This window comes from Shewanella sp. P1-14-1, from assembly GCF_001401775.1.
In the GTDB taxonomy this organism is placed as follows: Bacteria; Pseudomonadota; Gammaproteobacteria; order Enterobacterales; family Shewanellaceae; genus Shewanella; species Shewanella japonica.
The window spans coordinates 1-19,052 of sequence record NZ_LKTL01000041.1; the positions used below are offsets into that span (position 1 = coordinate 1).

General features: G+C 39.7%; 14 protein-coding genes. 8 read left to right on the forward strand and 6 right to left on the reverse strand.

Going from position 1 to position 19,052, the window contains the following annotated elements:
• Nucleotides 1-897, forward strand: an 897-nt coding sequence (locus AN944_RS20050; RefSeq protein ID WP_144430239.1) for a S9 family peptidase, incomplete at its 5' end; no start/stop codon positions are given.
• Nucleotides 898-1,045: 148 nt separating this feature from the next.
• On the opposite strand, the gene AN944_RS20055 is transcribed toward AN944_RS20050, so the two are convergent.
• From AN944_RS20055 to AN944_RS20075, 5 genes are all read right to left on the reverse strand, one after another.
• Nucleotides 1,046-1,513 carry a DUF3192 domain-containing protein gene (locus tag AN944_RS20055; RefSeq protein ID WP_082420081.1) on the reverse strand — a complete coding sequence of 156 codons (468 nt, stop codon included), beginning with the start codon at nt 1,511-1,513 and terminating at the stop codon, nt 1,046-1,048.
• Between the two features lie 4 nt (nt 1,514-1,517).
• Nucleotides 1,518-2,294, reverse strand: coding sequence for a flap endonuclease Xni (gene xni / locus AN944_RS20060; RefSeq protein ID WP_055026427.1), 777 nt, complete (start codon nt 2,292-2,294; stop codon nt 1,518-1,520).
• A gap of 174 nt (nt 2,295-2,468) precedes the next feature.
• Complete coding sequence (gene ppnN, locus AN944_RS20065; RefSeq protein ID WP_055026428.1) at nt 2,469-3,851, reverse strand: nucleotide 5'-monophosphate nucleosidase PpnN; 1,383 nt, start codon at nt 3,849-3,851, stop codon at nt 2,469-2,471.
• Between the two features lie 34 nt (nt 3,852-3,885).
• On the reverse strand, nt 3,886-5,442 hold the full coding sequence (locus AN944_RS20070; RefSeq protein ID WP_055026429.1) for a GGDEF domain-containing protein: 1,557 nt from the start codon (nt 5,440-5,442) through the stop codon (nt 3,886-3,888).
• A gap of 170 nt (nt 5,443-5,612) precedes the next feature.
• Complete coding sequence (locus AN944_RS20075) at nt 5,613-7,772, reverse strand: tetratricopeptide repeat protein (protein WP_055026430.1); 2,160 nt, start codon at nt 7,770-7,772, stop codon at nt 5,613-5,615.
• Between the two features lie 183 nt (nt 7,773-7,955).
• Here AN944_RS20075 and AN944_RS20080 point away from each other — a divergent pair, with 183 nt between their 5' ends.
• Nucleotides 7,956-9,758: a M61 family metallopeptidase gene (locus AN944_RS20080; protein ID WP_055026431.1), complete on the forward strand. Its 1,803-nt coding sequence runs from the start codon at nt 7,956-7,958 to the stop codon at nt 9,756-9,758.
• 98 nt (nt 9,759-9,856) lie between these two features.
• Here the strand turns inward: AN944_RS20080 and rdgC are convergent, their stop codons facing one another.
• Nucleotides 9,857-10,768, reverse strand: coding sequence for a recombination-associated protein RdgC (rdgC, locus tag AN944_RS20085; protein WP_055026432.1), 912 nt, complete (start codon nt 10,766-10,768; stop codon nt 9,857-9,859).
• Nucleotides 10,769-11,113: 345 nt separating this feature from the next.
• On the opposite strand from rdgC, the gene AN944_RS20090 reads away from it, so the two are divergent.
• The 6 genes from AN944_RS20090 to AN944_RS20115 all read left to right on the forward strand — a co-directional run bounded on the left by AN944_RS20090 (nt 11,114) and on the right by AN944_RS20115 (nt 18,878).
• Nucleotides 11,114-12,073, forward strand: a complete 960-nt coding sequence (locus AN944_RS20090; protein WP_055026433.1) for a porin — start codon at nt 11,114-11,116, stop codon at nt 12,071-12,073.
• 247 nt (nt 12,074-12,320) lie between these two features.
• Nucleotides 12,321-13,010 carry a phosphate regulon transcriptional regulator PhoB gene (gene phoB, locus AN944_RS20095; RefSeq protein WP_055026434.1) on the forward strand — a complete coding sequence of 230 codons (690 nt, stop codon included), beginning with the start codon at nt 12,321-12,323 and terminating at the stop codon, nt 13,008-13,010.
• A 215-nt stretch (nt 13,011-13,225) separates the two neighbouring features.
• The gene (gene phoR, locus AN944_RS20100; RefSeq protein ID WP_055026435.1) at nt 13,226-14,533 is read left to right on the forward strand and encodes a phosphate regulon sensor histidine kinase PhoR; all 1,308 of its coding nucleotides are present in this window, start codon (nt 13,226-13,228) and stop codon (nt 14,531-14,533) included.
• 253 nt (nt 14,534-14,786) lie between these two features.
• Complete coding sequence (locus AN944_RS20105) at nt 14,787-15,743, forward strand: hypothetical protein (RefSeq protein WP_055026436.1); 957 nt, start codon at nt 14,787-14,789, stop codon at nt 15,741-15,743.
• A gap of 257 nt (nt 15,744-16,000) precedes the next feature.
• A complete protein-coding gene (locus tag AN944_RS20110; RefSeq protein ID WP_055026437.1) occupies nt 16,001-16,972 on the forward strand; it encodes a PstS family phosphate ABC transporter substrate-binding protein in 972 nt (323 codons plus the stop codon).
• A gap of 124 nt (nt 16,973-17,096) precedes the next feature.
• Nucleotides 17,097-18,878: a M1 family metallopeptidase gene (locus tag AN944_RS20115; RefSeq protein ID WP_055026438.1), complete on the forward strand. Its 1,782-nt coding sequence runs from the start codon at nt 17,097-17,099 to the stop codon at nt 18,876-18,878.
• Nucleotides 18,879-19,052: the final 174 nt, after the last annotated feature.

Genomic DNA, 19,052 nt, shown 5'->3' on the forward strand with positions numbered 1-19,052 from the left:
GCAGCACCGCAAGATGGTGTTAAGCAAACGGCGTTAGATAAACAGCGAGATGATTTTAATTGGGCCAGTGCCGAGCTAGTGCAATGGCGTGATGCAGATGGCCGATTAACTGACGGTGTATTGATCAAGCCGACTAATTATCAAGAAGGTAAACAGTATCCTGTTATGGTGTATTTCTATCGCTTTATGAGCGACCGATTACATTCATTCCCGCATATGGCTATTAATCATCGTCCTAACTTCGCTTGGTACGCTGACAATGGTTATGCGATTTTCTTACCGGACATTCGGTTTGAAGTTGGTTACCCAGGTGCATCAGCGGTTAAAGGGTTAACTTCTGGTGTGCAAAAGTTAATTGATATGGGTATTGCAGATCCTGATGCTGTCGGTATTCAAGGACACTCATGGGGTGGTTATCAAACTGCATTTGCGGTTACCCAAACCAATATCTTTAAAGCAGCTGTAACGGGGGCCCCTGTGTCTAATATGACGAGTGCATATAGTGGTATTCGTCATGGTTCTGGTTTAGCTCGACAGTTCCAGTATGAAACAGGCCAAAGTCGAATTGGAGAAAGTTTATTTAACTCCCCACAAAAATATATTGAGAATTCACCAGTATTTTATGCTGAACGTATTCAGACACCAATGATGATCATGTTTGGTGATAAAGATGATGCGGTGCCATGGGAGCAAGGCGTTGAGTTATACCTTGCAATGCGACGCACTGGTAAGGATGTGGTGTTTTTACAATATGAAGACGAGCCGCATCATTTGAAGAAATATCCGAATAAACTCGACTATACAATCAGAATGAAGCAGTACTTTGACCATTATCTTAAAGGTGCTAAAGCCCCTGAATGGTTAGAGAAAGGTGAGGCTTATAAAGAGTATCAATAACAGTTAAATAGACTTAATTGTGATTAATAAAAATGCCACATTATGTGGCATTTTTTATGGCTAAAGTAACCTTGCACACGATTGTGGCTCAATAGGCTGAGAGTCGAATTCTCGTTTTAAAACTGAGATGTTAGGGGCAATTATCAGTTTACTTTTCACCTTCTGATAAAGGGGTCTTATGGTCATCAGAATCTGTTTCGGCGACTGCAGGGGGAGAAGCTGGGATGACATTATTTAAAATGGGAATTTGTAAAAACTGATCGTAAGTCTCTTGTCCCCACGCAATCAATTTTCCATCTTTAAATAACAATGGCGTGCACTCATCTTTAGTAGTGATGCCGTCAGATTTAACATGATGGGTTCGATAAAACATGATCTGAAAGTTAGCGTTGTCAGTTGCTTTTGCTTCGGTAAAGTCCGCTCGACCCATTAATTTTCTAATGTTCTCAATAGGCTGGCCTATATTGATTTCACTGAGCATATTGTGATTAAACTCTTGTCTTTCTTGCCAACTTCTATCTTCTGGTTTCGGTTCATAAACCATCACAACGGCAATTGCGAAGACGATGTAGGCAATGAACATGGAGGCGATGATAAAGGACATTTTTGAATTCATTTGCTTAGGTATTCCTTTCGCTATTGCTAATGACTCTGAATTGTTTGAGATTGATATTGAGGGGCATATGACATTGTAGTTGGGCTAACTTGTAACTCACTCTCGCCATGTCTTTACCATCAATGAGCTTTTGCGCTTGTTTTGCACCTAAGTTATCAATGGACTTGTATAGGTTTGCTAAGCTTCTGAACTTATTTAATAAATCGGCTGCTGACTTAGGCCCAATACCTGCTATCCCTGGTACTTTATTGCCGCTGTCTCCAGCTAGCGCGATAAAATCAAGTATCTGACTTTGTTGTACAGCAAGCTTTTTTTCGTATTCAGTTAAATCGAAATATTGCTGTTTGAAGTGATCCCATATGACGATATTGTCATCAATGATTTGGCTGAAACCTTTATCAGTAGAAACGATAATTGCTTTACCTTTATTTTCAGTGATTTTAGTCGCTAGGGTAGCGATGACATCATCTGCTTCTGAGGCGGCGTCATGAGAATGTATATGTGCTTCAGAAAGCGCCTTTTTAATATCGGCTAATCCTGATTTTAAAGGCGTAGGCATCGGCTTACGTCCTTTTTTATAATCAGGGTATAACTGTTTTCGCCAAGATTCTTCATCACCATCCCAGACGACAATCGCATGGGTCGGCTCATGGTGAACTAACAGTTTTTTGGCTGCGGCTAGCGTACGCTCTTTGACGCTGGCAATATCATTTTCATCTGGTAGTACTGCATGAATACGTCTAACAAGGTTCAGACCATCAATGATCAACAGTTTGTTCATGTTTATTTTCGTCGCTGGTGGTAAGGCTCAAGTGAGCCCACGTTAGATTGAATAGTTTTAGCTCACCATACTAGGTGATTAAATTCAGTTTTAATTTATGATGACTAATCATATAGCTATTTAACGTTTTGTTAAACAATCACCACCATTAAAGCGACAGATATTGACGGAACCCTATTGGGATTCCGTTTCATTTTCCGTTTTATTCATTATGCGATAGCAAGGCACGTATGTACTGCCTGGTAATTTCATTCGTTGCTGGCTAACAAATGCATTGAGTAGTTTATCCATCATCATCATTAATTGCTTGTCACCGCGGATCTCAAAGGGACCTCGCTCTTCAATGAGCTTTATGGTGTCTCCTTTCACATTGCCAGCGACTATCCCTGAAAAAGCACGTCGAAGGGTCGCTGCTAGCTCGGCCTTATTAGGCTGGAAATATAAATGCAGGTTTTGCATCACTTCATGGGTCGGATCGAATGGTAGCTGAAACTCGGGCTCTATTTTTAAAGACCATTGATATTGATATGCATCGCCCAATTCTTTACGGCTATTTTTAACGGCTTGCATACCTTGTTTCATGATTTGTCCTACTTTGACGGGATCATCGATAATGATTTGGTATTTAGCTTGAGCGTCAGGTCCTAAAGTGGCCCCAATAAACGCATCGATCTCGGTAAAGTAATCGGCACTCTCAATAGGACCTGTGAGTATCAAAGGGAAGGGTAAGGATTGGTTAGCATTGTTAAGTAAGATACCTAAAATATAAAGCAGTTCTTCGGCTGTACCTGCACCACCAGGGAAGATAACAATACCATGGCCTAGTCTCACAAAGGCCTCTAAGCGTTTTTCGATGTCGGGTAAAATCACTAACTCATTAACAATTTGATTTGGCGGCTCTGCGGCGATGATACTTGGCTCAGTTAAGCCAATATAACGAGCGTTATTAACCCTTTGCTTAGCATGACCAATGGCTGCTCCCTTCATTGGTCCTTCCATTGCTCCAGGGCCGCAACCTGTACAAATGTCGAGTCCACGCAGCCCAAGTTCATAGCCCACTTCACGGGTATATTGATATTCAATAGGATTGATACTATGGCCTCCCCAACAAACGACGACATTAGGATCTTTCATCGGTGAGATGACTCTTGCGTTGCGTAAAATATCGAACACAACATTGGTGATATGGCTCGCATTAGTAAGATTGATGTGTTTGAGGTTGTCGTATTTATTGTCGATATAGACGATGTCTCGAAGAACGGCGAAAAGATGCTCTTGAATTCCAGCGATAATCTCGCCATCAACAAAGGCTTGCTCTGGCGGATTAATCAATTCAATTAATAAGCCTCGTTCACGCTGGAGAACATTGATGTCAAAATTGGTGTATTTATCAAATAGGGCCTCAGAATTATCACTTTGTAATCCTGAGGCAAGCACTGCAAGGGCGCAGTTTCGAAGTAGTTGGTATAAATCACTCTTAGCGCTTTGTTTGAGTCGATTAACTTCCATTTGTGAAAGTTGATCTAAACTTCCGCGAGGGCTTATTTTTACTATCATATGCAACTCCTCTTGAGATGAGTTGCATCGAAGGTTAGATATCGATTACGACTCTATCTCTGCCATTGTGTTTGGCTTTGTATAGGGCTGCATCGGCACGTTCAAAGGTTTCTTCGATACGTTCATTTTCCATTACTTGCGCAGCACCTATTGATAATGTAACTGTAATTCGCTGATTTTTAAATTTAAATGGAATGTTCTTAATTTTCTCTCTGACACGATTTAATAATAAACCAATATTGTCTTCATTGACTTCTGGAAGTAATAAAACAAATTCTTCACCGCCGTATCGTGCGACAAACTCGCTTTCTCGCAATGAATTTTTTAGCGCCATAGCAATGACTTGCAATGTTTTATCACCAGTGCTGTGACCAAAGTTATCATTGACTGATTTAAAGTAATCTATGTCAGTAACAGCAACCCAAAGCGGTGCATTAAAACGCTTATGGTTGCGATATTCTTGCTCCATTCTATCCTCAAGTGCGGTTCTGTTAGGCAATTGTGTTAATGGATCAAGTAAATTAAGTTTTTGATGTTCAAATAGTTTTTCTTTATAACTATTTGCCTCTTTGGTAATACTGGTTAATTCTTTTCGCATTGACTCTATGGATTTTCTGAGCAGTGTTTGCTCTCTGTTTTCCAATGCTTCTTTACGGCTTAGCGCATCTTTAAGCGAAGATAATTGAATTGTCAGCGCTGTCTTTAATGCGTTTAAATCATCTGACTCAATTAAAATGCCATCGGCATTGTCGACACGTAAGTTAATCTCTTTGTTAAGCTGGCTTTTTATTTGCTGTGAACGTTCATTGTTATTAGCCGTGTTACTTACCACATCTCTAACGACACTAATGGCATCATTTAAAGCATATAAAAAGTCTTGGGACGCTGTTTTTTCACGTGCGATGTTATTGAGTAAAAGGCTTAATATTGTTTGATACGACTCAAGCAGGGTATTGAGTTTAATATCACCCATTAATACTTCTTTCATGACCAAAATTTGATCACGCTGTTCTTTTCTAAATTCTATCTCAGAAATTTTTTGGGCTAGCTCTTTAGCTAAAATAAGGTGCTGAGGCAAAATAACGTGTTCATCAGTACCTGCAAATTGCTTTTGTAAAATATGCTCGTAAAAGCCGATGACTTGTTCAACTTTAGGGATGTACTCCCAAATGGTATGAATCGGTTTATTGAGATCTTTTTTGAAGTAATTTATTTCTTTTTTAATTTCTTCTGGGGCGGAGTCTACACGTTGAATTTGGCTGATAACTCGAGAAAGGCTGGTACGGCTTTCTTCAAGTTGAGTCATTGTATGATTGTATTGGCCTTTTAATAGACGCTCAATTTCAACGAGTTCAGGCAAGGCTTCATCAATTTGATCATAACCTTGTAAATGATGTCTTAGCTTGGCTAATCGATTATCAAGTTCTAGATTTTGACCTTTACAGGCAAGGCTTAAATGACCTAAAAATTGAATTAGGGTGCGTAATTTTTCATTACGATCCTCATGGATTTCTTCAAGCGCCAACTTGGCAGAGTTTAGTTTCTGTTTCAAAAGTGAAACTTGTGACACTGCCGTCGAAGAATCTTTCATGCTTATGAGCTTCCTAAATCAATCAAATAACTAACAACATCAATCACCTATTTGATTGATTAGTGACGTTTATAATACTGTATTTGGTATTTTTATAGAAATAATATTAATAACTATATACCTATATCGGCCGCTGTGGACGAAAGATTAATGATGTTTGTGTTTATTGGTTAATTTGTAGGCCATTTTATCTCAGCGATAGGCCTATTACTTTCAGCTCTGATAATGCCTCTTTGCAATGCATGAGTAAGGTTTAAATATAAAGGTTTGAAAAAGATGGCCGCTGGAGCAAAGTTTAGTGTGCGTATACTGACGTAAGTACTACCTTTATCAATGGTTTTTGCTGCTGCAAGGGCATATTGTACCGTTTCAAATTGAAGGTCGTTGGTAAGGCGTAAATCAGGGTTTGCCAATAAAGGGAGATTAATATGACCCATGATGCATTCGAGGGGGTCATGTTTTACTACAGAGTAATTAGGAATATTGGCATTGATTGCTAAATCTTGCGAAGCCAAGCTTGCCTCAATCTTTTTGAGTGTTTCATTAGCTGTGAATGTTTCTTTGAAGCAAAAAGCAAATTCGCCTGGCTTAATGACATAAACACATGCTGGAAGGTCTTTCTCAAATTGCTGGATTAAGCTTTCTGTAATTAATTTTGATTCCGATAGCCCAAAGTCAATATCTAAATCGGTAAGTGCTTTGATATTAACTAAGGCAATGGTTTTAGGCGATGTGCCAGTAGACATGCAGTCAAGCATCCCTCTGTAGCCCTTTACTTCGGTGAGTGGGTCTTGAATGACTTTGGCGGTTAATGACTGTTGTTTTTGTTTTAATGTATTAATTCTTTTTAAGCTATATAACCACACAAACGACAAAATAAAGATAGCGGCAAGTAGAATGATAATCGCCATTTGCTGATCTTTACTGCTCTTGATATAGCCATTTAACTTGTTTTGATAAACGTTTATTTCAAATTTGAGCTTTTCTTCATTCAGGTTAGAGTTTACCGCTTCATCCACAATATTTTCTTGCTGTTCGTTATCTATCGCTACAAGCTTATCCATCATTTCAAGCGCTGAGGAATCATCTTTTATCCCACGGTAAGCTTTGGAAAGAAAAGAAAGGGCCTCTTTTTGCGCATCAATAAGTTGCTTCTCTTCTGCAATGACTAGCGCGGCCTTGGCATGAGTAATCGTTTCTTCCCATAATGCTTGTTTTGACATCACTTCAGCAAACAGCAACTCGTTGTATACCAAATAATGCATGACTCTACGGCTTTTAAAAATCTCGTTAGCCATTTTCAAATAACTGACAGAAGACGGGTAGTTGTCTAGATACATGTACGCTTCGCCAATATTATGGAAATTTAGCCCTTGGCTAATAACCTGATTATTTTTTTTATCGAGCTGTTGTGCATTTAAATAATAATCAATGGCTTTATTCCATTGTTTTTGGTTGCCGTAGACCATGGCGATGACTGTCATGGCATTAGACTGTAAGGCTTCATGTCCTAATTCCTGAAAGCTAATGGCAGCTTCATTTGCATTTTTTAATGCTTCATCCCATTGGCCTAAATCTCGATAAGCCCTTGAAAGCTGAAATTGAGCGTGAGCTTGAATTACTGGGTAATTCAATCGATTGGAAATTCGATAGGCTTCGCTATGATGTTGCAGCGCTTTCGCTAGCTGGTTTTTACCAGTGTAATATTTACCAATAGCGGTTTCAGATTGGGCAATAAAATAGTCATTTCGCAGCTGGTAAGCAATTTCTCGATAACTTTTATAATGATATAGGGCTTGGGTATCTTGCTTTAATATGGCGTGAAGGCTGCTTAAACCGCCATGTAAAACAAATTGTAAGGTGAGGCTGTGCTCATCACGTATTGAAGCAATTTTCTTCAAAGCTTCTTTAAATAAAATAATGGATTGTTTGTACTGTTGATCTTCAATACCGCGAAACCTTGCTTCAAGTAGCAATATCATCGCTTCTTGCATTGGGGTTACTGCAATTGATTCTAATTGTTGAGTCAATAAACGAGAGTTTTCAGTTTTATTTGGTGTTCTGACAACCGTTTCCATATACAGACGAGCCAAAGTTTCGAGGTCTGCTTGTAATTCATCTGGCGTATATTTGAGTTCTTTTGCTATTAACTCAAATTCTTGGCGGTTATTGAATGAAAGCGGAAATTGTGTTCGAACTAATAGTTGGTCAAATAGCGCTTGCGGTGTTTCATTGAATTCAATTTCACGTTCTTGTGGATCGATTGCTAATGCCGGAATTGAAATTATTAATAAAATAAAGGCCAAGCAGTTTGGTATCAATTTTCGCATGTAAGAACAGTGACCTTATTATTTTGTAAGCTTTTGTTGGAAGTGGGTGAGCCTACAATAAGCTCTTGTTATAATGCCACCTCATTTAATGTAATATTTATTACAACAAATCTATATGATGTTGAAAACGCTTAACTACAGCGTGTAAAAATATAACAAGAATAATAACAGAAGGAATCGATAGTGAAAGTCTCAAAACTGGCTATTTTTACCGCAGGGATATTTTTTTCAGCTTCTACCCTGGCTGAAGTGCAATATCAGATTGATCTCACTCAACCACAACATCACCTTGCAAAAGTGAATGTGACCTTTCCAGAGTCATCTGCAGATACGCTTACAGTAAATTTACCGGTTTGGCGTACTGGTAAATATGCAGTGCTTCCACTTGCAGATGGTGTGCGTTTGTTTAAGGCGACAGATGACGATGGTAATGCACTAAATTGGCAGAGAACTGCAACAGGTGAGTGGACGATTGAGCTACAAGAGCCGACAGAGGTCAATGTGAGTTATCAGCTTTACGCTAATGATTTAGGAACTCGTGTTCGCCATATTGATGAATCCCATGCTTATTTAGATGCCAGTGGCGTATTTATGTATAGCCCCGAGTTTCGCCAAGATAAGGTGAAAGTTTCGATGATGGTGCCTAAAGACTGGCAAAGTTATTCAGGAATGGAATCAGGACGCAGTAAGCACTCTTTTGTTGCTGATAATTATGATGTATTGATCGATTCTCCAATCGAAACTGGAGTAAACACACACTACAGCTTTGAAGCTGATGGACGTGATTATGAAGTGGTTTTTTGGGGGGAAGGTAACTATGACGCTGAACAGATCGTTACAGACCTAACAAAAATCAGTAGCACAGCGGAAGTCATATGGGATGATTATCCTTTTGAACGTTACGTCTACATGATCCACGCTACCAGTGGCGCACGTGGTGCAACTGAGCACTTAAATTCGACCATTATTCAACTGCCAAGGTTTAACTTTCGTGAGCGAAAGGATTACTTACGCTTCATTAGTACAGCATCACATGAGTTTATCCATACATGGAATGTGAAAGCCTACCGTCCTGAAGGGTTAGTACCTTACGACTATCAAAAGGCAAGCATGACTGAGTTATTGTGGATGGCCGAAGGCTCAACCAGTTATTTCCAAAATCAATTATTGCTTCGTGCTGACGTTATTACGCCAAAAGAGTTTTTTGCTGATTTAGCAAAACGTATTGATAGAAATCTCAACAAACCTGGGCGGGAAATTCAATCTGTTGCTGAAGCTAGCTTGAATGAATGGACTAATACAGGTGGCGATTATGCCATTAACCATGGTGTTAATATTTATTCTGAAGGTTATTTAGCTTCTTTATCTTTAGATTTTAACCTGTTAGCAGACACTGAGCTTGCTCATTCTTATCGTGATGTTCATCGTAAGTTATATCAAGACTTCAAGTTACCTAAAGGGTATAACGTTGATGATGTGAAAAACATATTAGCATCGCTTTCTGGTAAAGATTATCAACCTTGGTGGCAGTCACATATTACATCACCATTTAGTTTAGAGTTTGACTCATTACTGGCTCAAGCTGGATTGGTCTTATCTTATGGCGACAGTGAAAAAGCGACCGTTTACAGCGGTCTTACATTAACTGGTCAGCATAACGATCTCACGCTTGCTCATGTGACACGTAACAGCCCTGCATGGCTGGCGGGTATTGTGGCGGGCAATGAAGTTATTGCGGTTAATGGATTAAAAGTGACTGCAGCTGGGTTCAAAAAGCGTTTAGAAGACTTTAACGCAGGTGACGAAATTGAACTGACTATTTTTAATAATGATAAGTTAACTCAAGTTTCACTGACACTAGAAGAGCAACCTAAAGGTGACTTAGCGATTGAAGGTGTGTCTAATCCGACTAATGCGCAAAAAGCATTCTTAAAAGCTTGGCTTGGTATTGATTGGCCATTTGATGATGCAGGTAAATTCATCTAGTTATTAATTGTTAAAAAGCCCTCAATGCGAATGCGTTAGGGCTTTTTTATGTATCAATAATCTTAACCGCTGCTTATTATCCAAGCAGGGGAAGCCATTTAGATATTCTCTTCTATTGGGCCTAATGCTTGTTGTAATGCATTGATAAAGGCAACAAGCTCTCCGCCCATTAGTGCGAAGTCAGCATCTAATTTGGCTAAAGGATCTTCCGTGCCAACATCATCAGTTGCCGCTCTGAATTCTTCTGAGAATTTAAGACGCTTCACGCTGGCGTCTGATTGCAATAAAAATGCGATAGATTGGCCAAAATGTAGCGCTAACTTGTGCACCTGCTTACCTGTAGCAAGGTGTGCTAGCACTTCATCTTCTTGCAGTACCTGCTGTTTAAAGCGCACGATACCACCTTCATCTGAATCTGACTTAAGTTCTGCTTCATCTTGCATTTCAAATGGCTGTGGCGACGAACCATTGCGTAACCATTCAGTTAATGTGGTTTCAATTGGCGTAGTAAAGTGAAGTGGTATAACTGGCAAGCTACCGAGCGCTTTACGTAATAATGCGAGTAACTCTTCTGCTTTTGCTGCACTTGAGCTATCAACTAGAATCATCTCAAGTTCTGGCATGATTAACGCGTGAGTTTGACTGCGACGAGAAAATGCCCGAGGCAGAAGCGTCATAGTGATCTCTTCTTTCATCGCATCTTTTTCTTTCTTGGTGACTTTGCGACTTTCTTGATCTTCTATTAATGCCACTTTTTCATCTAAAGCTTCTTTAATCACCTGACCTGGTAGAATCTTTTCTTCTTTGGTCACACAAATGAGGTGGCGATTTTCAGCACTGTGCACCAATGCATGGCCTTGTTTACCTAACGCTTTTGAAAATCCAAATTTACTGATGTCTTGGCTAGAACATGGCGAGAAAGTGAAATCAGCTAATGCTGTTTCTAGTGCCTCGGTATCGGTAGTGAAAGGTTTATTGAAACGATAAAGGGTGAGATTTTTAAACCACATAAAAAGACACTCATCAAAAATTAAAAATGCAGTTTACGGGATCCATGCGCTGGGGTAAACCATCAAAATACTGCAGCTTGATTGTTCCATATTCAGAATTCATTAAACTGTAATATTTCATAATTTTAAATTAAATCCATTAAAAATCAGCAGCTTGTTTGTTCTTTGCTTTTGCTGAATTAGCTTTAGCTTAATAAACTCGGCTTTTTGAAATATTTCTGCAACAAAAGGAGTGCACTATTCGCATCGTTCCCAAGCTATTAGGCAGCAAATATCTGCTTGTTCCAACCTGATAGCAGCACAAAAAATGGTGTAAAACACCAAAAAATATGTCTAAAGGATGAAATGATGAATGCTTTTTATAAAACGTTAGTTGCTTCTGCTATTGCCACTGCTACGCTTTCAACTGCCCATGCAGCAGAACCTCTAGAAGTATATGGTAAGTTGAATGTGTCAGTTCAGTCGAATGACGAAGGTGACGGTTCAGTAACTGAAATTCAAAGTAATGCATCACGTTTCGGTGTAAAAGGCGGATTTGAATTAAGTGAGTCTTTAGAAGCGTTTTACACTATCGAATACCAAGTTGATACTGGCAATGCTAGTTCAGATAACTTCACTGCTCGTAACCAGTTTGTTGGTTTAAAAGGTAACTTTGGTTCTTTCGCTGTGGGTCGTAACGACACTATGCTGAAAAAGTCACAAGGTAAAGTTGACCTATTTAACGATTACTCAGGCGATTTAAAAGCACTTTTCAAAGGTGAAAACCGTCTAGCGCAAACTGCAACTTACTTAACGCCAAAGTTTGGTGATTTTCAAGTTGGTGTAACTTACGCTGCTGAAGGTGATAGCAAGCAAGAAGAAAGTGATGGTTTCAGTATTGCGGCTATGTACGGTGATTCTGGTCTAAAGAAAAGCCCAGTTTATGCTGCAATTGCTTACGACTCTGAAGTTGCCGGTTACGACATCGTTCGTGGTACTGTTCAAGGTAAAATCGCTGGTTTTGTATTAGGCGGTATGTACCAGCAAGAAGAAAAAGTTGATAGCGGTTCAAGCATCGATGGTTACTTATTAAGTGCAGCTTACAAAATTCAAGAAGTAACGTTAAAAGCACAATACCAAGACATGGAAGACAAAGGTGATTCATGGTCAATTGGTGCAGATTACTCGTTAGGTAAGCCTACAAAACTATTCGCTTTCTACACTGACCGTACTTCAATGGGCACAGTAGAAGAAGACAATGGTGACATCATCGATATCTCTATCGATGAAAGCTACTTCGCTGTAGGTATTGAACACAAGTTCTAAATTAAGCATTTAATCAATGCTTCAGCTAGATTCTTGATAATAAAGGAGGCGTTAGTCTCCTTTATTTTTTATTGCAGCAATAGTGAGTTAGCTCTCTATACGTTGCACTGTTAACAAGTTAGATTGAAAAGAATGATAGATTTATGACAAAAATATGATTTTATAGCTTTTTTGAGTGCTAAGATCATATTTCTGTAATAAAACTGACCAATAATACTCAAGCGGCTTACTAAACACAGAAAAGATTATGACAGCTAAGATTTTAATTGTAGAAGATGAGTCAGCCATTCGTGAGATGCTGACCTTTGTTATGGAACAACATGGTTTTACCACATCTGCTGCTGAAGACTTTGATTCAGCCGTTGAGCTATTGCAAGAGCCTTACCCGGACCTCATCCTGTTGGATTGGATGTTCCCTGGCGGCAGTGGCATACAATTGGCTAAACGCTTAAAGCAAGATGAATTTACACGTCAAATTCCTATCATCATGCTCACTGCTCGCGGTGAAGAAGAAGATAAGGTAAAAGGCTTAGAAGTGGGAGCTGATGATTACATCACTAAACCTTTCTCTCCTAAAGAGCTTGTGGCACGTATTAAAGCCGTTTTACGTCGTAGTGCACCTACGCGTCTAGAAGAAACCATTGATGTGCAAGGGTTGTTACTGGATCCTGTCAGTCATCGCGTTTCGGTAGGCGAGTCGGTTCTAGACATGGGGCCAACCGAGTTTAGATTGCTGCACTTCTTTATGACTCACCCAGAGCGTGTCTATAGCCGTGAACAGTTATTAGATAATGTGTGGGGCACGAATGTTTATGTAGAAGACAGAACTGTTGATGTACATATTCGTCGTTTACGTAAAGCCGTTGAAGACTCTGGGCATGATAAGTTAATTCAAACCGTACGTGGTGCTGGTTACCGTTTTTCGACCAGAATGTAATATTTAAAGCCGCAGATAAAAAACTACTGCAGTAGATTGCATTGAGTAACGACATAAGGAGTATGTTGTTGTATTTTACAATCTCTCAGTGGTTTTTTAACAATTAGTCGTGGTCAGAGGTTTCATTTTACGCTATCTTGTGAGCCAATATTTACCTACCAACAATTAGGTAATAATCCGCAAACTGGATTATTTACATTAATTTTAGGCTACTTATGTTTCGATCTTATTCAGGATCTCGCTTGCTATTACGGCTCTTCGGAATTGAGCTTGTATTCGCCCTTATCGGCTTATTGATAAATCAAGTCGCACTCACCCTTATTATCGGCAGTATTCTTTTATTAGGATGGCATTACCGACAAATTAGTCGTCTTAATTTTTGGCTTTGGAAAGACAGAAAATTAACGCCTCCTCAAGGGACGGGTAGCTGGGAAGGTATTTTCAATGGTATCTATCGCTTACAAGGTAAAAACCGTCGTAGAGTCGGCCAACTCGCTTCGTTATTGAGCCGCTTCAGACAAGGTGCAGAAGCACTGCCTGATGCTGCAGTTGTACTAGATTCCGAGTTGAATATTCTATGGTGTAACAAGCTTGCTCAACTGATTTTAGGGTTTGTTTGGCCGCAAGATAATGGTCAAAGAATCGATAATTTAATCCGTCACCCTGATTTTTCTGAATACCTTAAAAAAGGTGAATTTAATGAACCGCTTGAATTGGCATCTCCAGTGTCAGAGCAGCGTTTATTAGAAATCCGCTTAATGAGTTACGGTGATAGGCAATTATTATTAATCGCTCGCGATGTCACACGAATTAATCAATTAGAAGGGATGCGAAAAGAGTTTGTAGCGAATGTATCCCATGAACTTAAAACACCGCTAACAGTGCTTCAAGGCTATTTAGAAATCATGCAAAGCATGGAAGAGCCAGACAGCATGAACCATAAACCATTGAACCTGATGCAACAACAAACAAGACGTATGCAATCAATGGTCGAGCAATTGTTAGCTTTGTCTCGTATCGAAGATGGTGCCGATATTGATTTGGAAAAAACCATCAATATGAGAGCGATGTTAGATATCTTAAAAGATGAAGCCTCAGCGCTAGCCCTTGATCAATATGATTTATCTTTTTATTGCGAAGACGGCTTAGATTGCCACGGTAACGAGTTACAATTACGTAGCGCGTGCACAAATTTAATCTCTAATGCGATTCGTTATACCGAGCCTGGTGGTAAGGTGACTGTGCGCTGGGAAATGGTACCAGCAGGCGCCCAATTTAGTGTGACTGATACAGGTCTTGGTATTGCTCCACAGCATATTAATCGTTTAACCGAACGCTTTTATCGTGTGGATAATGCACGTTCAAGTAAGACGGGCGGTAGTGGGCTAGGCCTAGCTATTGTAAAGCATGCTTTAAGCCATCATTACAGTGAGTTAACCATTACTAGTGAGCCTGATAAAGGCAGCTGTTTTAGTTTTATTATCCCCATAAACTTGGTTGTAAAAAACAACACAAGTAATTAATTGCTAGTATTACTTCATTTAATAAAGCCAACTCATGTCAATGCGAGTTGGCTTTTTAATTTATAGGCTAATCGTTTTAACTGCCTGTGATTAGGCTGCTTGTGATGCAGTTAACATCCCCGCTCAGAGTAAGTCGTAAAGTATCACGCAATTCATTAACATGCTCTACAATATGTATCAAGGCACTTTCTCTGTGACGCTTTCGCTCAGCTGTTTTGGCTGAACCTCATTTAATTACTTTTGTTTCGGAATTATGTTTAATTACTCAGTTAAATCTCAATCGGTGTTATTGGCCAGTGTTTTACTTTCAGGTGTTAGTTTTACTGCTAATGCCAACAACGATGTTAACACTGTGGTACAACAACAGACTAAGCCTTCTCACTGGAGTGGTTTACCCTTATTGTCTGATAAAGCGACTGAGCGAGGCTATGAGTTACCTATCCCCGTAGGCGTGAGCCTTTTTTATAACAACATTGATGCCGACTACATCGCTGTTAATGACTTTGAGGTTCAAGTAGATGGTGGTTTATTAGGGTTTCGTGGCCCCAATGATTACGTCGTGCCTGCTGAAGATGTCAGTATTACAGGTTCTGATAGAAGTGTGCAGCTTAAAATTGATGCGTGGATATTACCGTTTTGGAATGTCTATGCTTTGTTGGGGTATACCGAAGGCCACAAAGATATCTTGGCTAAGTTAGATAATGTTGAAGGTTTGCCTTGTGATGAGGCCTGTAATGGCGTGGTACTGCCAATTCCTATTAATTATACCGCTAAAAATTACGGTATCGGTACTGTGCTTGCGGGACAAATAGATCCCATTATTGGTGATACTCCTGTAATTGTGATGGCCGTGGGGGCAATAGTGAACGCCAACACAAATACAACTGATAGTGTCATTAAAACTAAAATTGCTTCAGTAAGAGTAGGGCAACGATTTGATGTAGGCACCGACAAGTTAGCTTGGTTTTTAGCATTCAGCCATCAAAGTGTTGATCAGAATGTCACCGGTGATTACTCCTTTGTTGGCACAGAGCTTGAGCCTTTAATGGAAGAGGTGAAATTTGATATCGATTTGGCCAAAGAAGAAACTAAAAATATGTCATTGAGTATGAACTATGACTTCGGGCCGAAAAATGAATGGAATTTATATGCTGAGTATGGCTTTTTAAATTGGCAGCATTTAATTATCGGTTTTGGGCGCCGTTTTTAATTGAAATCAACAAAGATTGTCATATAACGTCAATAAAAAATGAGTGTGTATTTAGGGGGAGGATAAAGTAATCCTCTATAAGTCACTGTTTAAATAGTATTTTAAGTTAGTATTTGCGGGGTTGCTGCAGGTGTAACAAGAATGTCAAAAATGTTGATTGTCATACAACTGTCATATATTGGTCATAGACTTGTCATCGTAGCAATTGATACTGAGCGTGTCTTAAATAACAACGCTTATAATACCGGAGCATTACAATGAAACTTAAACAGCTAGTTGGCGCTATTGCCTTTACTGCAGCTGGTGTATTTTCAGCAACATCGATGGCAGCAATTGATAAAACATTACCTGTGTACGAAAAAACAAGTGGTGTTTCAGGTAATTTATCATCAGTGGGTTCAGATACACTTGCTAACATGATGACGTTATGGGCTGAAGAGTTCAAACATATTTACCCTAACGTAAATATCCAAATTCAAGCTGCTGGTTCTTCTACTGCACCACCAGCATTAACTGAAGGTACTTCACAATTCGGTCCAATGAGCCGTCAAATGAAGCCTAACGAAGTTGAAGCATTTGAAAAGCATTACGGTTACCAACCAACGGCAATTCGTGTAGCAATCGATGCATTAGCAGTTTTCGTACATAAAGATAACCCAATTGAAGGTTTAAGCATCGAGCAAATCGATTCTATCTTCTCGTCAACTAAGAAATGTGGCGGCAACGACGTAAATCGTTGGGGTGATGTTGGTTTAGACGGCAACTGGTCTAAGAAAGACATTCAGTTGTACGGTCGTAACTCAGTATCAGGTACTTACGGTTACTTCAAAAAGAAAGCACTTTGTAAAGGTGATTTCAAAGCAAACGTAAACGAGCAACCGGGTTCAGCTTCTGTAGTTCAATCCGTTTCTCAAGGCCTTAATGCAATCGGTTACTCAGGTATCGGTTACAAGACTGCAGGCGTTAAAGCTGTAGCAATCTCTAAGAAAGGCACTAAATACATTGATGCAACAGCAGGTAACGCTGCAAATGGTACTTACCCATTATCTCGCTACCTATATGTTTACATCAACAAGCACCCTAACAAAGATTTATCACCAATGGATCGTGAATTCATCCGTTACGTGTTATCTAAGCAAGGTCAGCAAATCGTAGAAAAAGACGGTTACGTACCACTACCTCGTAGTGTTGTTGCAAAAGACCTAGAAAAAGCTGGAATTAAGCTGTAATACAATCCCACTTTTGACACTAAAAGCCTCATTCGTGAGGCTTTTTTGTGTCCGTTTAATAGACTCGATGAAAAGATCTAAGTGAGTTAATATAACCCGATAATAATTCCAATAAGGGTTTGATGTGGCTGAACAATTAGATTTCACTCGTGACTACCATTCTGTTGCTAACACTGATGACATTATCGTGCATCATATGACGCTTTTCCTTGATGTTGATTTTGACAAACAGCAACTTCATGGACAGGTTAATTTGCAATTTAAACGGCAGACATCCGCTGTGCATTTGGTGCTAGATAGCCGTGATTTGTTGATTGATGCCGTGACAGATATCCATGGAAACCAGTGTCACTATTCACATGAAAGCTTAAGCGAATTTCAAGGCGGGCATATCACTGTTGATATCGGTACAGAGATTAGCGAAGTGGTTATTCATTATCATACTTCGCCTAGCGCCCAAGGATTACAGTGGTTAACTCCTGAGCAAACCTTAGGTAAACAACACCCTTATCTATTTAGTCAATCTCAGCCTGTTAATGCCCGAAGCTGGATCCCGCTGCAAGACAGTCCGAAGGCCAGAATCACTTTCAATGCGAGTGTCAAAGTTAATAACGGTCTTCGTGCCGTAATGAGCGCCGCTAATTCTTCTGCTATACCTCAAGATGGTCAATTCTATTTTGAAATGGAAAAACCCATTCCAACTCATTTGCTTGCGCTTGCAGTTGGCGATTTAGCTTATGGTGAGATTAGCCATCGATGCGCTATTTATACAGAACCTGGCATGCTTGATAAGGCGCTCAAGGAGTTTGAAGATACCGAATCAATGATTGTGGCTGCAGAATCTTTATTAGGGCCTTATCCTTGGGATCGTTATGACATGATAGTGCTGCCACCCAGTTTCCCTTTTGGTGGAATGGAGAACCCACGTTTAGCATTTATTACTCCAACATTGATTGCAGGTGATAAAAGCTTAGTGTCAACCGTGGCGCATGAATTAGCCCACTCTTGGACAGGCAATTTAGTCAGTAATGCAACCTGGCGTGACTTATGGCTAAATGAAGGTTTTACCACATATTTCACCAATCGTTTGGTTGAAAAAATATATGGCCAAGAACAAGCGGAACTTGAGTGGGTGATTGAATATGGTCGCTTAAAAGAAGAAATGCTATCAATGCCACTAAGTGCACAAACTTTGCCAGCTAATGTCCAGTTTCAAGATGCTAACGACTCATTTAATCGATTTACTTATGATAAAGCCTCTATGTTTGTACATGAGCTTGAATCGAGGCTAGGACGCGCTGATTTTGATGTGTTCTTATTTAATTATGTTCAGCAGTTTAAGTTTGAGGCTATTACAACAGAGACGTTTGTAAAGTATGCCAAACAAACCTTATTGCGCCAGCATGGCGATAAAATATCAGAGGGTGAATTACTCACTTGGGTTTATGGTGAGGGCCTACCTGAGTGGTTCGAGGGCCCAACATCAAGTAGCTTAGACAAAGTGACCTCGGCATTAACACAATTTTGCGCAGGAGGGCATGCAAAGCAATTGAATGTATCAGGCTGGCGAGTGCACCATTGGCAGTATTTTATCAACCAATTGCCATTTCAACTAACGCAGGTTCAGTTGAAAGATTTGGATATGGCCTTTGGTTTTACTCAGAGCAAAAATGCAGAGCTTGCATGTGACTGGCTTAGAGTCGCCATTCGAAACCATTATGAGATAGTGCTGCCAACCGTCGCTGAATTCTTAGGAAGTATTGGACGAGCAAAATTTGTAAAACCACTCTACAGTGAATTGCTTATTGCTGGCTATGTGGATTTTGTGTCGGATATTTATCAGCAAACAAGAGCAAACTATCACCCATCATTACAAGTACAACTGGATGTTATGCTTACTTCATAAAACTCAAGTTACCTCAATACTCCTTAGCTAAATAACGAATAAAAAAATGGCAACCCAATGGGTTGCCAGAAGTATTTCTTGTGGAACATAAGTTAATCATACGCTAGCGGATTAACAGGTTCCCAAATAAGGGGGATGATGATGAACAATGAAACAGTCTTAAACTAATTCGGT